Raw genomic sequence first — 15,548 nt, forward strand, 5'->3', positions numbered from 1 at the left:
TAATGTCAATCCGTATTAGATTGCTGTTGTCGTATGTTGCGATGGTAATTATTCCAATCGTTTTTTGCGGTATAGCAGTTATGTTGATTAGTGTTACTTTATTTGGTGATATTCGTATTGCAAAAGCAATCATTGGTCTTAATCAAAATAGTCATTCTCTCATTGATAAAGAGCAGGAGGGAGCTATTCGTACAAAAGAAGATGAAGATGATATTTTTAGTAGGTTGAAAATTCTTTCATCGTATGCTCCAGATAAATTGGAGGATATAAATTTTTTAAAGGAAACTGATAAAGAATTAAACGATAATCAAGCAGGATTACTAATTCGAAAAAATGATGAGCTTACATATTCATCCCCATATTTTAAAATCTCTTCGTTTGATAAATACCTACCCGCATTTGAAACGGAAGGACAAAGAAAGGGAATGGATGTGAAAATAGAGGGTAATTCTTTTTACTATAAGCAATTTGATTACTACGATGAAGAGAAGGATAAGGTAAGTATTTTTGTATTTGAGTATGTAAATCCTTTAGAAGAAATGATTAGAGAATTTTTCCCGTATTTCGTATTCTCTTTAATACTTGGGTTAATTATTACGAATGGAATATTAACATATTTTATATCACGGAGTATTATTAAACCATTGCATTCATTAAAGCAGGCAACTGAAAGAATTCAAAAGGGTGATTTAGATTTTCAAGTAAAGCCACTTGCGAAAGATGAAATAGGTGAATTAAGTTTATCGTTTGAAGAGATGCGTGGCAGGTTGAAGGAATCGGTCGAGTTGCAAATGCAATATGAAAAAAATCGTAAAGAGTTGCTTTCAAATATTTCTCATGATTTACGGACGCCAATAACGGCTATTAAAGGTTATGTACAAGGAATTAAAGAGGGTATCGCTCGAACTCCAGAACAATTAGATAAATATTTAACGATTATTTATCATAAAGTGTTTGATATGGATCAATTAATTGACGAGCTTTTTCTCTTTTCAAAACTTGATTTAAAAGAGGAACCGTTTCAATTTGAAGAGGTTGAAATTAATCAATACTTATCTGATTGCATAGAAGAACTACAGCTTGAATTACAAGATAAGGGAATTGCAGTGAGATGGGATACTCAAAAGGATACTTCTATTTTGGTAAAAGGTGATCGTGAAAAATTACGACGTGTTATTACAAATATCATTTGGAATAGTGTGAAGTATATGGATAAAGAAGAGGGCTATATAGGAATTCGCATGACTGAATCTATTGATTATGTAACGATTTACATAAAAGATAATGGGGTAGGAATAGAAGAGAAAGCATTACCTCATATATTTGAAAGGTTTTATCGTGCAGATCATTCTAGAAATTCTAAAACGGGTGGAAGCGGACTTGGTTTGTCAATTGCACATCAGATTATCACACAACATGGTGGTGATATTTGGGTAGAAAGCAAAAAAGGTAAAGGGACGACGCTGGCATTTACATTACAAAAAATCAATTAGAAAAAGGAGAGCATCTTGAAAAGGATTTTAATTATTGAAGATGAAGCTATTATAGCAGAGTTAGAAAAGGATTATTTAGAGGTTGCTGGATATACAGTAGATATTGATTACTCTGGTGAAAAAGGTTTACAAAGAGTTCTTCTGGAGGATTATGACTTGTTAATTTTAGACATAATGTTACCGGGAATAGATGGATATGAAATTTGTAAACAAGTTCGATTGAAAAAGGACATCCCAATACTTATGGTGTCCGCTAAACAAGAGGAAATCGATAAAATTAAAGGGTTAGGTTTTGGAGCAGATGATTATATTATAAAACCGTTTAGCCCGAGTGAAATGGTGGCACGTGTAAACGCTCATCTAGCTCGTTATGATCGTTTAACAGGAAAACGAGAACTAATAAAAGATGAAATTCGTATTCGAGGGTTGTTTATTGATAAATCAGCACGACGTGTATTTGTAAATGGAACTGAGGTCATGCTAACAGGAAAAGAATTTGATTTATTAACTTGTATGGCAGAACATCCAAATCAAGTATTTAGTAAAGATCGTCTCTTTGAAACTGTATGGGGGATGGATGTAATTGGTGATGCAGCAACGGTTGCTGTACATGTGAAAAATATTCGTCACAAAATTGAACTCGATCCATTCGATAAATCATACATCGAGACAATTTGGGGAGTAGGGTATCGTTTTACACAGTGAAAAAGGCCAGCAAAAATGCTGGCTTTTTTTGCGTAAGTAGATTAAGAAATTACAAACAAGATCCTCCGCTCACATCAATTAATTGTCCAGTAACCCACCGGCTGTCTGGAGAAGCAAGAAATGCCGCGGTATCGGCAATGTCTTCTACTTCACCTAAGCGATTAAAAGCGGAAATGGTAGTAGCGTACTGTTTCATCATTGGGTCGCTCAAGAGTTCCGCATTCATATCTGTTTTAATAAATCCAGGAAGTATTGCATTCACTGTTATTCCTCGTGCTCCGAGCTGTTTTGCTAGTGTGAAAGTCATTGTATTAATAGCGCCTTTCGTCATACTATATGCAACGAAATCAGGTAAAGAAATACGAGTGGCAGCGGATGAAATATTAATAATTCGGCTATTGTCACGTAAACGAGATAGAGCTTGTTGGATGATAAAGAATGGTGCTTTTGCATTAACTGAAACCATCCTATCAAAAAATTGTTCAGTCGTTTCTTCAATAAAGGCACCAGGACCAATTCCAGCGTTGTTTATTAAAATATCAAATTTAGTACTACCAGTTCTTTTTTGTAATTCGCTATCTAAAGAACTAAAAAGGGTTTCTACACCATGTAAAGATTCAAGGTTTGCACCGATAGAAAAAGCAGATCCGCCATTTGATTGAATTTCATACACAGTTTCTTCAGCATCTTCTTTTCGATTTCCGTAATGAATAGCAACTAATGCACCGTCGTTTGCTAAACGTTTTGCAATAGCACGTCCAATTCCTCGGCTTGCTCCTGTAACTAATGCCACTTTTCCTTTTAACATAGTTTTCTCATCTCCTCATAAAATTTTATATGTTATTAAGTTGTTTTTTTATGTAGTAATGCGAACATACTTAAGTAATATATGAGGATGTGTAAGGAATTCATTCCGATTTTGTTTTGAGAAAAAATAAATAGACTTCTAGTAAAATGGATTGAATTTTAAATCTTTTTTTGGAAAACATGTTGACAATGAAAAGAACAACGTCCTATAATACGTTTAACAAATAAAAGTTAATTAAGAATTTTCTAACTTTATATGTTGTATATGCAAAGAAGAGGAAAGTAGATGGTTATGATCGTTTCAGAGAGCTGCTCCTAGGCTGTGAGAGTAGTAACAATCGAATCATTGAAGATCACCTCGGAGCATCGCTTGCGAAAGGGAAACTGAGTAGAGAGCGACGGCATCGTCTCCGGTAAAAGGACGGGGGTCTAATTGGACCTACAAAGCTTATATTTCGCGAGAAGTATAAGGAAGCTGAGTGGTAACGCGAAACTCTCGCCTCAGCAATCAAAGCTACTAAATTGTAGTAGTTGATTGCTGAGGCGAGAGTTTTTATTTTAAAAAATAGAATAAGAGAATGCGTAGAAGAAGAGAGTAAATGATAAACATTGTTTCAGAGAGCTGCCCAGAAGCTGTGAGGGTGGTAACAATTTCATCATTGAAGATCACCTCGGAGTACTACTTTTGAAAACTAGTAAAAAGTAGCGGAGTTGTTTCCGATAGAAAAACCAAAAGTCTAATTGGACTTGCAGAGTTTATATTTCGTGAGAAGTATAAGGAAGCTGAGTGGTACCACGATTCCCTCGTCTCAGCAATGGATTGCTACAAGTATGTATGTAATCGATTGTTGAGACGAGTATATTTTTAAGGTGTATATACTGAATATTCTGTTAAAAATACTCATCTCAGCAATCGATATAGAAATAGATTGCAAAAATAGAGAGAAAAAAAGAGGAGCGATGTGAGATGGGAAACCAGTACATTTATATGAATGGAGAATTTGTAGAAAAGGAAAAGGCAGTTGTTTCAGTATATGATCACGGTTTTTTATACGGAGACGGTGTATTTGAAGGAATTCGTAGTTACGGTGGAAATGTATTTTGTTTAAAAGAACATGTAAAACGATTATATGAATCGGCAAAATCTATTTTACTTACAATCCCATTGACGGTTGAAGAAATGGAAGAAGCGGTTTTACAAACATTGCAAAAAAATGAGTATGCGGATGCTTACATTCGTTTAATTGTTTCACGAGGAAAAGGTGACTTAGGGCTCGACCCTAGAAGTTGTGTGAAACCGAGCGTTATTATCATTGCAGAACAATTAAAGTTATTCCCACAGGAATTTTACGATAATGGACTAAGCGTTGTATCTGTAGCATCAAGACGTAATACGCCAGATGCATTAGATCCACGTATTAAGTCAATGAACTATTTAAATAACGTACTTGTGAAAATTGAAGCGGCACAAGCAGGAGTGTTAGAGGCCCTTATGTTAAATCAACAAGGATATGTTTGTGAAGGATCTGGAGATAATGTTTTCGTTGTGAAAGATGGAAAAGTGTTAACACCTCCTTCTTACTTAGGAGCGCTAGAAGGGATTACGAGAAATAGTGTTATCGAGCTATGTGAGCGACTTAATATTCGGTGTGAGGAAAGACCGTTTACTCGTCATGACGTATATGTAGCTGATGAAGTATTTTTAACGGGAACGGCAGCAGAATTAATTCCGGTTGTAAAAGTTGATTCAAGAGAAATTGGAGATGGGAAACCAGGAAGTGTAACGAAACAATTGACAGAGGAATTTAAAAAGTTAACGAGAGAAAGAGGAGTACGTGTTCCAGGGCTGGCGGAGAGCTTACTGTAGATAGGGAGAGGAGTTAATTAAAATGGAGCAGCATACAACACGTGAGAAATTACAGTGTGAAGATGTGACAGGTGCCGGACATGTTATTCAATGTTTGAAAAAATTAGGTGTAACGACCGTTTTCGGTTATCCGGGCGGAGCGATTTTGCCAGTGTACGATGCGTTATATGGAAGTGGTTTGAAGCACGTTTTAACTCGTCATGAACAAGCTGCCATTCATGCGGCAGAAGGATATGCGAGAGCTTCTGGAAAGGTTGGGGTAGTCTTTGCTACCTCTGGCCCAGGGGCGACAAATTTAGTTACGGGTTTAGCAGATGCTTATATGGATTCGATTCCTTTAGTTGTCATTACAGGGCAAGTTGCAAAACCTCTCATCGGAAAAGACGGATTTCAAGAAGCAGATGTTGTCGGGATTACAGTACCTGTTACGAAGCATAATTACCAAGTTCGTGATGTGAATCATTTATCACGTATTGTACAAGAAGCTTTTTACATCGCCGAAAGCGGGCGACCAGGACCCGTATTAATTGATATTCCAAAAGATGTTCAAAATGAAAATGTAACAAGTTTTTATAATGAAGTAATTGAGATTCCAGGGTACAAATTAGAGCCTATGCCAGACAGTAGGAAGCTTAGAGAGGTAGCTAAAGTAATTTCCGAAGCAAAACGTCCACTTCTTTATATTGGAGGAGGGATCATTCATTCGGGTGGTTCTGATGAACTTATTCAGTTTGCGAGGGAAAATCGTATTCCTGTCGTTTCCACTTTAATGGGACTTGGTGCATATCCGCCGGGAGATTCGTTATTTTTAGGAATGCTCGGCATGCATGGAACGTATGCTGCAAACATGGCAGTAACAGAATGTGATCTACTACTTGCTTTGGGTGTTCGCTTTGATGATCGTGTAACAGGAAAATTAGAACTCTTTTCTCCGCATTCGAAAAAGGTACATATTGATATAGATCCTTCGGAGTTCCATAAAAATGTAATTGTGGAATATCCGATTGTTGGAGATGTGAAAAAAGCGTTACACATGTTGTTACATATGCCAATTCGTACACAAACAAATGAATGGCTTACGAAAATAGAGGAATGGAAGGAGGAATATCCTCTTTCCTACAATCAAAAAGAAGGTGAGTTAAAACCACAGCATGTTATTAGTCTAGTAAGTGAATTAACGAACGGTGAAGCGATTGTTACGACAGAAGTAGGACAGCATCAAATGTGGGCTGCGCATTTTTATAAAGCGAAAAACCCACGGACTTTTCTAACATCTGGCGGACTAGGAACGATGGGGTTTGGTTTCCCGGCGGCAGTTGGTGCTCAGCTTGCGAAAGAAGAAGAACTCGTCATTTGTATTGCAGGCGATGCTTCTTTTCAAATGAACATTCAAGAATTACAAACAATTGCTGAAAATAACATCCCTGTAAAAGTATTTATTATAAATAACAAATTTTTAGGGATGGTAAGGCAATGGCAAGAAATGTTTTATGAAAATCGTTTGTCAGAATCAAAAATTGGATCGCCAGACTTTGTGAAAGTGGCAGAAGCTTATGGAGTGAAAGGATTAAGAGCGACAAATTCAACCGAGGCGAAACAAGTGATGTTAGAAGCATTTGCTCATGAAGGTCCTGTCGTAGTTGATTTTTGTGTAGAAGAAGGTGAAAACGTATTTCCAATGGTTCCGCCAAACAAAGGGAATAACGAAATGATTATGAAGAGGTGGGAAGAATGAGTCATACTTTTTCACTCGTTATTCATAACGAGCCAAGCGTCTTATTACGTATAAGTGGGATTTTTGCTCGGCGTGGTTATTATATTTCTTCTTTACATTTAAACGAAAGAGATACTAGTGGTGTTTCTGAAATGAAACTCACAGCAGTTTGTACTGAAAATGAAGCGACATTACTTGTTGGTCAGTTGAAAAAATTAATTGATGTACTGCAAGTAAATAAATTATAAGGAGTGTATGGAATATGAAAACGTATTATGAGAAAGATGCAAATTTAGAGTTATTACAAGGGAAAACAATTGCGGTAATTGGTTATGGATCTCAAGGTCATGCGCAGGCACAAAACTTACGTGATTCTGGTGTGGAAGTTGTAGTTGGTGTTAGGCAGGGTAAGTCTTTTGAAGTGGCAAAAGCAGATGGATTTGAAGTAATGTCTGTTTCAGAAGCGATTCGAACCGCGCAAGTTGTACAAATGTTATTGCCAGATGAACAGCAAGCACATGTGTATAAAGCAGAAGTAGAAGAAAATCTCCGTGAAGGACAAATGTTACTTTTCTCACATGGATTTAATATTCACTTCGGACAAATTAATCCGCCAAGTTATGTAGATGTAGCGATGGTCGCACCAAAAAGTCCAGGTCATCTCGTTCGCCGTGTATTCCAAGAAGGGAATGGTGTTCCGGCATTAGTCGCAGTACATCAAGATGCTACGGGCACTGCATTAAGTGTAGCGCTTGCGTATGCAAAAGGTGTAGGTTGTACACGTGCAGGTGTAATTGAAACGACATTCCAAGAAGAAACGGAGACAGATTTATTCGGAGAGCAAGCAGTGCTTTGCGGCGGGGTAACTGCACTTGTGAAAGCTGGTTTTGAAACATTAACAGAAGGTGGATATCGTCCTGAAATTGCATACTTTGAATGTTTACATGAATTAAAGTTAATTGTTGATTTAATGTACGAAGGTGGTTTAACGAACATGCGCCATTCTATTTCAGATACGGCTGAGTTCGGAGATTATGTAACAGGATCGAGAATTGTTACAGATGAAACGAAGAAAGAAATGAAACGAGTACTTACAGAAATTCAGCAAGGTGAATTCGCGAAGAAATGGATTTTAGAAAATCAAGCTGGGCGTCCAACATATAATGCGATGAAAAAAGCAGAGCAAAATCATCAGTTAGAAAAAGTAGGGGCAGAGCTTCGTGAAATGATGAGCTGGATTCATGCACCGAAAGAATTAGTAAAGAAATAGAGTAAGCGATTGTAAGTGAAAAATACGTAAGAGGGGATTTGACAAGATGAGAAGTGACATGATTAAAAAAGGTTTTGATAAAGCGCCGCATCGTAGTTTATTAAAAGCAACTGGTTTGAAAGATGAAGATTTTGATAAACCGTTTATAGCTATCTGTAATTCTTTTATTGAAATTATTCCAGGTCATAAGCATTTAAATGAATTTGGAAAACTTGTTAAAGAAGCAGTGCGTGCAGCAGGTATGGTTCCATTTGAATTTAATACAATTGGAGTAGATGACGGTATTGCGATGGGGCATATCGGTATGCGTTATTCACTTCCGAGTCGTGAAATCATTGCAGATTCAGTAGAAACGGTTGTAAATGCACATTGGTTTGATGGCATGATTTGTATTCCAAACTGTGACAAAATCACACCTGGTATGATGATGGCTGCACTTCGTATTAACATTCCAACTGTTTTTGTTTCAGGTGGTCCGATGGCGGCTGGAAAAACATCTAAAGGAGAAGTTGTCGATTTAAGTTCTGTTTTTGAAGGAGTAGGAGCTTATCAATCTGGTAAAATTTCAGAAGAAGAATTAAAGGATATTGAAGATCATGGCTGTCCATCTTGTGGTTCTTGTTCCGGTATGTTTACAGCAAACTCTATGAACTGTTTATGTGAAGTGTTAGGTTTAGCTCTTCCGGGTAACGGAAGTATTTTAGCCATCGATCCAAGACGCGAAGAATTAATTAAACAAGCAGCAGAGAAATTAAAGATTTTAATTGAAAGAGATATTAAACCGCGAGACATCGTAACGGAAGAAGCGATTGATGATGCGTTCGCGCTTGATATGGCAATGGGTGGATCGACGAATACAGTATTGCACACATTAGCTCTCGCACAAGAAGCGGGTTTAGATTACGATATGAACCGCATTGATGCCGTTTCAAGACGTGTACCACATTTATGTAAAGTAAGCCCTGCTTCCAATTGGCATATGGAAGATATTGATCGAGCAGGCGGGATTAGTGCAATTTTGAAAGAGATGAGTCGAAAAGAAGGGGTGCTTCATTTAGACCGTATTACTGCTACTGGGCAAACATTAAGAGAAAACATTGCTCATGCAGAGATTAAAGATAAGGAAGTTATTCATTCTCTCGAAAATCCTCATAGTGAAGAAGGGGGATTACGTATATTAAAAGGAAACCTTGCGAAAGATGGGGCAGTTATTAAAAGTGGGGCAACAGAAGTAAAAAGATTTGAAGGACCTTGCGTTATTTTTAATTCACAAGATGAGGCACTTGCGGGCATTATGCTTGGAAAAGTTAAGAAAGGCGATGTAGTTGTTATTCGCTATGAAGGACCAAGAGGCGGCCCTGGTATGCCGGAAATGTTAGCACCAACATCAGCGATTGCTGGTATGGGATTAGGTGCAGATGTTGCGCTATTAACGGATGGTCGTTTTTCTGGAGCTTCACGTGGTATTTCGGTAGGGCATATTTCACCAGAAGCAGCTGCGGGCGGAACGATTGCACTTCTCAAGCAAGGGGATATCGTTTGTATCGATGTTGAGGAAAGATTGTTAGAAGTAAGAGTTAGTGATGAAGAATTAGATAAGCGTAAAAAAGAATGGAAACGACCAGAACCGAAAGTGAAAACTGGCTGGCTTGGACGTTATGCACAGATGGTAACATCGGCGAATACAGGTGCAGTTCTAAAAATCCCGAATTTTGATTGAGCCAATTTAAAAGAGATAAGGATGATATGAAATGGTGCAGAAGGTAAAGGAGAGAGTCAAAATTGAAGATATCTTAATGGCTCATAATTGCATGAAAGATATCGTTATTAAAACACCGTTACAACGTGATACAGTTTTATCTGAGAAATATGATTGTGACGTTTATGTAAAAAGAGAAGACTTACAATTAATTCGCTCTTTCAAAATTCGTGGTGCGTACAATTTAATTCAAAGTTTATCGAAAGAACAATTACAAAACGGTGTTGTTTGTGCAAGTGCTGGTAATCATGCACAAGGAGTTGCTTATACGTGTAATTTATTGAAGATTCCGTCAAAAATCTTCATGCCAACAACGACACCTAAACAAAAAGTATCGCAAGTACAATTTTTCGGTGGTGATTTTGCGGAAATTGTATTAGTTGGTGATACATTTGATAGCTCGTTCCAAGAAGCGCAGTGCTATTGTGAGGATAATAGAATGACGTTCGTTCATCCGTTCGATGATCCGTATGTTATTGCTGGTCAAGGAACAGTGGCAGTTGAAATTATGCATGATATGGAGAAACCAGTTGATTATATCTTTACAGCAATCGGCGGTGGTGGATTAGCATCAGGTGTTGGTACATATGTTAAAGGTGTTAGTCCTGCTACAAAGATCATTGGTGTAGAGCCAATGGGAGCTGCATCTATGAAAGAGGCTTTTCTTCAAAATGAAAATGTCGCATTGGAGAAAATAGATAGTTTTGTTGATGGGGCAGCTGTTAAAAAGGTAGGGAAGTTAACATTTGAAACTTGTAAAGATGTAATTGATGATATTGTTTTAGTACCAGAAGGAAAGGTTTGTACGACGATTTTAGAACTGTATAAGAAAAATGCAATTGTAGCTGAACCGGCTGGTGCACTATCTATTGCAGCGCTTGATTTATATAGAGATGAAATAAAAGGTAAAACAGTTGTATGTACGCTAAGTGGTGGAAATAATGATATTGATAGAATGCAAGAAATGAAAGAACGTTCGCTCATTTACGAAGGGTTAAAGCATTATTTTATCATTGAATTCCCGCAGCGTTCAGGTGCGCTAAGAGAATTTCTTGATAAAGGATTAGGGCCAGAAGATGATATTACACGCTTTGAGTATATTAAGAAACATAATAAAGAAAATGGACCAGCACTAGTCGGAGTAGAGTTAAAACATAAAGAGGATTATGAGCAATTAATTACTCGTTTTAAAGAAAATAATATTCAATTTATGGAGCTTAATAAAAATCCTATTTTGTTTGATTTACTTATTTAATAAAAGGAAAGAGTTAGTATCCAAATAAAAAAGATAGATACAAGCAAGGGAAATATAATGCTTGTTCTATCTTTTTTATAGTTAAACTAAATACTCATTAAATTCAAGAAGAATAAAGCTAGCTAACCAAAAAAATATTGCAATGCGAATAATTGCATACATTGTAAATTCAAAGGTAGTAAGCTTTCGTTCACGTTTTATTTTTTTTAGAAGTCTAACAGAAAAAAATGAACATAAAAGTAGAACGGCTATAGATATTTTATAAATATTCTCTAACAAACTTACATTTTCTAATAAGTCTTTCAGCATGTTCATCACCTATTCTGTAAAGTATGTTACAGAGAAATAGATCTTGCGATGTCTAGTTCCGTTTGTTTTTTATGTTCCCTGTATCATCAATTTCTACATCATTTGAAATTGTTTGTAAATATTGTAGAGCTTTTTTCTTTTCTTCCTCATTTACAGGGGAGATTTGGTTGTTGCGAATGATGTAAGGATTGAATGACATTTGGACATCCTTTCCTTTAAAAGTTAAAGTTAATACGCCAGTTTCGGCGCTTTTCCCGCTCACATAACTTGGGAATAAAAAGTTTCCTAATGAGTAAGCGATAGGAACTTTATTATAATACTCAAATCCTTGAAGCCAATGTGGATGACTTCCGACAATTGCGTCAGCTCCTGCTTCAACCATTTTAGGTACATATTGTTTTTGGTATTCTACCGGACGATTTGATTTTTCAACGCCCCAATGCATATAGACGATTAAATAGTCTGCATCTTTCTTTTGCTCTTTAATTGTTTTTGTTACAAGATTTAAATCATATCCGTTCGCAACGCCAGGTTTATTGTCACCAGCTACCCAATTCGTATCAGGCATAAATCGAACGAAGGAAAGAAATTTGAACTTTTTCCCTTTTACAGTCATTTCTCGTGCAGTATAGGCATCCTTTTCATTTTTTCCGGCTCCAATGTAAGGGAACTTTAATTTTTCTACGTGAGAAATCGTGTCTAATAATCCATCTTGCCCATAATCAAGTGTATGGTTATTTCCAATATTTACGATGTCATATCCAGTGTTTTTAATAGCTTTTAGTGTAGATGGATCACTTTTAATCCAAAATAGTTGCCCAGGTGCTTTTTTTTCTCTCGTTGTAAATGCTGACTCTAAATTAACGAAAGAAATATCAGCTTTTGTTATTTCTTCTTTTACATGTTGGAATGGATAATCAGCCCCGTTTTTTTCGATTACAGGACGTAATTGCCAATCGAACATTGTATCACCAGAGAAGGTGAGTGTAATTTCCGGATCTTCTATTTTTTTTTCACTTGTTGAAGCTTTTTTACTAGATTTGTTTTGCAAATCGGGTTTGTCTTTCGCTTTTGAAATAAAAGAGTAGTTAACTAATAAAACAATTGGTGTAATGCAAAAGGCTATTAACAGAAATCGTTTTAGTAAAGTTTTCATAAATACCTTCCCTTTTGAGTTTATCCCGCAATTTGTGGGCAGTAAAACTCGCGCTAGTTAAAGTTTCACTTTATGTATAACTACAAAGAATTGCGGTTTATGTAGTGGAAAAACATTTGTTAATATTCCCAATATTAAGTTAACATATAGATAACCTGTAAATCAATGTATAAACCAAAATATAGAAATAAAGAATTCGAAGGGTGAAGAATGAGAAATGGTTATATTAGGAGCAGTTGTAAATGGGGTTTGTATTATATTTGGAACTTTACTAGGTAAATTATTTAGTAGAATTCCAGAAAGTATGAAGGGAACAATTATGCATGCAATCGGTTTAGCGGTTACTGTGCTTGGACTTCAAATGGCATTGAAAAGTGAAAATTTCCTTGTTGTCATACTAAGTCTTGTCATTGGCACCGTCATCGGGGAATGGCTACAATTAGAGGGAAAGTTAAAACTGTTAGGAGATTGGCTAGAAAATAAAGTTGGATCGAAAGGGAAAGGAAGCATATCAGAAGGCTTTGTAACAGCTACTTTAATTTTTGCCATTGGTGCGATGGGGATACTTGGTGCACTCGACAGCGGGATTCGCGGAAATCATGATATTTTATTTACAAAGGCGATTATCGATGGATTTATTTCTATTATATTAACGACAACTTTAGGAATTGGTGTAGTGTTTTCAGCAATTCCAGTTATTTTATACGAAGGCGGTATTGCGGTTTTTGCAACACAAATTAATAGTTTAGTCCCGAAAGCATTAATGAATCAATTTATAGTGGAAATGACAGCTACAGGTGGTATTATGATAGCCGCTATTGGCTTGAACTTACTTGGTGTTATTAAAATTAAGGTGGCAAATTTGCTACCAGGTATATTGGTAGTTGGTATAATTGTTTCACTTATTTATGGTTACGGTTTACTAGTAAAGTAGTAGGGGATGAAGGTACATATGGAGGAATTTCAATTTACAAAACGTGTTCATAATATATTGCAGATTGCAGCAGAAGAGGCGGAAAATAATATTATTCAACCAGTGCATTTGTTTATCGGCATGTGTAAAGAAGGCACTGGAGTTTGCAACGAGTTGTATATGTATTTGTTTCGTAACGTGGGTACGGATTTTTTAGAAAAACTTTCGATACGAAAACAATATGATTCACCGGATCAAGAGTATAAAAAAATAGGACAATATAAGGTATCTTATAAGGTGCTAGAAATTTTACAAATAGCGAAGAAACGTATGGAACGTTTCCAGCAAGTAATAATAAATGAAGGACATGTTATAGATGCACTATTTCGCGCGGATACGTTTATTGGAAATGCACAAATACAAAAAGATATATTACGTATTCTAGCTGATCCAAGAGATTTAGCGGTCGATCTAAAATGTTTTGATCCTACTTATAATCATTTAATTTGTACTGTTAGAAAGGCTAACCCTTCTGATTTTGAAAAATTAGCAAGTTTTGTTAATGAGGAATTTGGTGAACGTTGGTTACATTCAATAGAGTATGGATTTCGTACATATAAAGAAAATGTACCTATTTATATAGCAGAACAAGAAGAAGTGATAGTAGGTTTCGCTTGTTACGATGTAGTGAGAGGGAAGAAAGGATTGTTTGGTCCAATGGGCACAGCGAAGCAAAATCGCGTGAAAGGTGTAGGGAAGCAATTGTTACATCGTTGTTTACATAGTATGAAGCAAGATGGATATGAATACGCAATTATTGGACAAGCGGGTCCGGTTGAGTTTTATGAGCGATGTTGTAATGCGCGTTTAATACCAATAATGGATAAATAACCAACTTCATTTAGGTGGAGTTGGTTTTATTATGAAAACAATGTAGAGATGTAGTGATTTTCACTAGAAAATAGCGGGTTTTGTAGTAAATCTTACAAGTAAAGCAAATTACTAAACTTTTTACAAGAAAGGGTGTAGAATGGGTATCTAAAGAAAGAAGGTGTGAAAATGGCCAGCTGGAAACGAAATTTAATGATTTGTTGGCTAGGTTGTTTTACCACTGCAGCCGGTATGAGTTTAGTAATTCCTTTTTTATCTTTTTATATTGAGGAATTAGGAGTAACTGGCACTTCTAGTATTGCACAGTGGTCGGGACTTGCATTTGGTATAACATTTTTAATGGGTGCGATCGTATCACCAATATGGGGAAAGCTTGGTGATATACATGGACGGAAATTGATGCTGATTCGTGCGAGCCTTGGTATGGCGATTATTATGACGCTTATGGGGTTTGTAACGGATGTGTATCAACTAGTCGCACTAAGGTTTTTAATGGGAGCAGTATCTGGTTTCCTTTCAACGGCGATGACATTTATTGCAGCAGAAACTCCGAAAGAGCATTCAGGTTGGGCAATTTCCACAATTTCAACTGGGGGCGTGAGCGGTTCTTTACTTGGCCCGTTACTTGGAGGATATTTGTCTGAGTTAATTGGAATGCGCTATGTTTTTCTTGTTACAGGAGCTTTTTTATTCCTTTCTTTTCTCATCGTTTTTTTCTTCCTACATGAAGAGAATCACTCCGCTCAAGCAAAAAAAGTACAACCGAAAAAAGTATGGACGATGGTTCCAGCAAAGCATTTAATTATTAGTTTATTTGTAACAACATTTATTATTCAACTTGCGAACATGTCAATTCAACCTATTATTACATTGTATGTAAAGAATTTAGAAGGCCCAGGAACGGCTCATATTGAAATGATTGCGGGCGCAGTCATGTCTGCGACAGGTTTAGCTATTATTATGGCAGCTCCTAAGTTAGGTAGATTATCAGATCGTATTGGACCTCAAAAAACGTTAGTTGTGGCGTTGTTTGCGGCAGGAATTATTTTTATTCCGCAAGCATTTGTAACCTCAGCTTGGCAACTATTAATTCTTCGCTTTTTATTAGGTATTGCACAAGCAGGACTATTACCTTCCGTACAAACTCTACTAAAACAACATACACCAACCCATGTAACGGGAAGAATATTTGGGTATAATCAATCGTTTCAGTTTTTAGGAAATATGATTGGACCAGTACTTGGTGGACAAATTGCAGCACATGCGGGCTTCCAATATGTTTTCTTTTCTACTTCATCATTATTATTTATTGCGTGCATTTGGGTTTATTTTCACAATAAGAACGAAGAGGTATCAGAGAAACGACATTTGGAAGTTAGTTAACTAAGTGAATGAAAAAGGAAAAGGAT

Annotated in this window: 14 protein-coding genes and 2 other annotated features; of the genes, 11 read left to right on the top strand and 3 right to left on the bottom strand. The window is 36.5% G+C overall.

Going from position 1 to position 15,548, the window contains the following annotated elements:
• The first annotated feature begins 2 nt into the window (after nt 1-2).
• A complete protein-coding gene (locus J0835_RS09065; RefSeq protein WP_087980161.1) occupies nt 3-1,493 on the top strand; it encodes a sensor histidine kinase in 1,491 nt (496 codons plus the stop codon).
• Nucleotides 1,494-1,508: 15 nt separating this feature from the next.
• Complete coding sequence (locus J0835_RS09070) at nt 1,509-2,198, top strand: response regulator transcription factor (protein WP_087980162.1); 690 nt, start codon at nt 1,509-1,511, stop codon at nt 2,196-2,198.
• Between the two features lie 49 nt (nt 2,199-2,247).
• Here the strand turns inward: J0835_RS09070 and J0835_RS09075 are convergent, their stop codons facing one another.
• Nucleotides 2,248-3,006: an SDR family oxidoreductase gene (locus J0835_RS09075; protein WP_087980163.1), complete on the bottom strand. Its 759-nt coding sequence runs from the start codon at nt 3,004-3,006 to the stop codon at nt 2,248-2,250.
• A gap of 260 nt (nt 3,007-3,266) precedes the next feature.
• Nucleotides 3,267-3,512, top strand: a binding site (T-box leader).
• A 67-nt stretch (nt 3,513-3,579) separates the two neighbouring features.
• Nucleotides 3,580-3,820: a binding site (T-box leader), on the top strand.
• A gap of 152 nt (nt 3,821-3,972) precedes the next feature.
• Between J0835_RS09075 and ilvE the strand changes: the two genes are divergently transcribed.
• The 6 genes from ilvE to ilvA are packed head-to-tail and all read left to right on the top strand — an operon-like array spanning nt 3,973 to nt 10,870.
• Complete coding sequence (gene ilvE / locus J0835_RS09080; RefSeq protein WP_000528140.1) at nt 3,973-4,872, top strand: branched-chain-amino-acid transaminase; 900 nt, start codon at nt 3,973-3,975, stop codon at nt 4,870-4,872.
• A gap of 22 nt (nt 4,873-4,894) precedes the next feature.
• Nucleotides 4,895-6,607 carry an acetolactate synthase large subunit gene (gene ilvB, locus J0835_RS09085; RefSeq protein ID WP_087980164.1) on the top strand — a complete coding sequence of 571 codons (1,713 nt, stop codon included), beginning with the start codon at nt 4,895-4,897 and terminating at the stop codon, nt 6,605-6,607.
• Nucleotides 6,604-6,834, top strand: coding sequence for an ACT domain-containing protein (locus J0835_RS09090; RefSeq protein ID WP_000019914.1), 231 nt, complete (start codon nt 6,604-6,606; stop codon nt 6,832-6,834). Before ilvB ends, J0835_RS09090 begins: the two co-directional genes overlap by 4 nt.
• Nucleotides 6,835-6,848: 14 nt before the next feature.
• Entirely contained in the window at nt 6,849-7,856 is a 1,008-nt protein-coding gene (gene ilvC, locus J0835_RS09095) for a ketol-acid reductoisomerase (protein ID WP_087980165.1), read from the top strand.
• Between the two features lie 46 nt (nt 7,857-7,902).
• A complete protein-coding gene (gene ilvD, locus J0835_RS09100) occupies nt 7,903-9,576 on the top strand; it encodes a dihydroxy-acid dehydratase (RefSeq protein ID WP_064476429.1) in 1,674 nt (557 codons plus the stop codon).
• A gap of 31 nt (nt 9,577-9,607) precedes the next feature.
• Nucleotides 9,608-10,870: a threonine ammonia-lyase IlvA gene (gene ilvA / locus J0835_RS09105; protein WP_087980166.1), complete on the top strand. Its 1,263-nt coding sequence runs from the start codon at nt 9,608-9,610 to the stop codon at nt 10,868-10,870.
• Between the two features lie 81 nt (nt 10,871-10,951).
• Here the strand turns inward: ilvA and J0835_RS09110 are convergent, their stop codons facing one another.
• A complete protein-coding gene (locus J0835_RS09110) occupies nt 10,952-11,179 on the bottom strand; it encodes a hypothetical protein (protein WP_087980167.1) in 228 nt (75 codons plus the stop codon).
• A 52-nt stretch (nt 11,180-11,231) separates the two neighbouring features.
• A complete protein-coding gene (locus tag J0835_RS09115; RefSeq protein WP_087980168.1) occupies nt 11,232-12,335 on the bottom strand; it encodes a CapA family protein in 1,104 nt (367 codons plus the stop codon).
• Between the two features lie 217 nt (nt 12,336-12,552).
• On the opposite strand from J0835_RS09115, the gene J0835_RS09120 reads away from it, so the two are divergent.
• From J0835_RS09120 to J0835_RS09130, 3 genes are all read left to right on the top strand, one after another.
• A complete protein-coding gene (locus J0835_RS09120; RefSeq protein WP_087980169.1) occupies nt 12,553-13,269 on the top strand; it encodes a DUF554 domain-containing protein in 717 nt (238 codons plus the stop codon).
• A gap of 18 nt (nt 13,270-13,287) precedes the next feature.
• The gene (locus J0835_RS09125) at nt 13,288-14,139 is read left to right on the top strand and encodes a GNAT family N-acetyltransferase (RefSeq protein ID WP_140386730.1); all 852 of its coding nucleotides are present in this window, start codon (nt 13,288-13,290) and stop codon (nt 14,137-14,139) included.
• A 168-nt stretch (nt 14,140-14,307) separates the two neighbouring features.
• Nucleotides 14,308-15,522 carry a multidrug efflux MFS transporter gene (locus J0835_RS09130; protein WP_087980171.1) on the top strand — a complete coding sequence of 405 codons (1,215 nt, stop codon included), beginning with the start codon at nt 14,308-14,310 and terminating at the stop codon, nt 15,520-15,522.
• Nucleotides 15,523-15,548: the final 26 nt, after the last annotated feature.

The sequence above is a fragment of the Bacillus cereus group sp. Sample62 genome (assembly GCF_036851315.1).
GTDB classification, from domain to species: Bacteria; Bacillota; Bacilli; order Bacillales; family Bacillaceae_G; genus Bacillus_A; species Bacillus_A wiedmannii.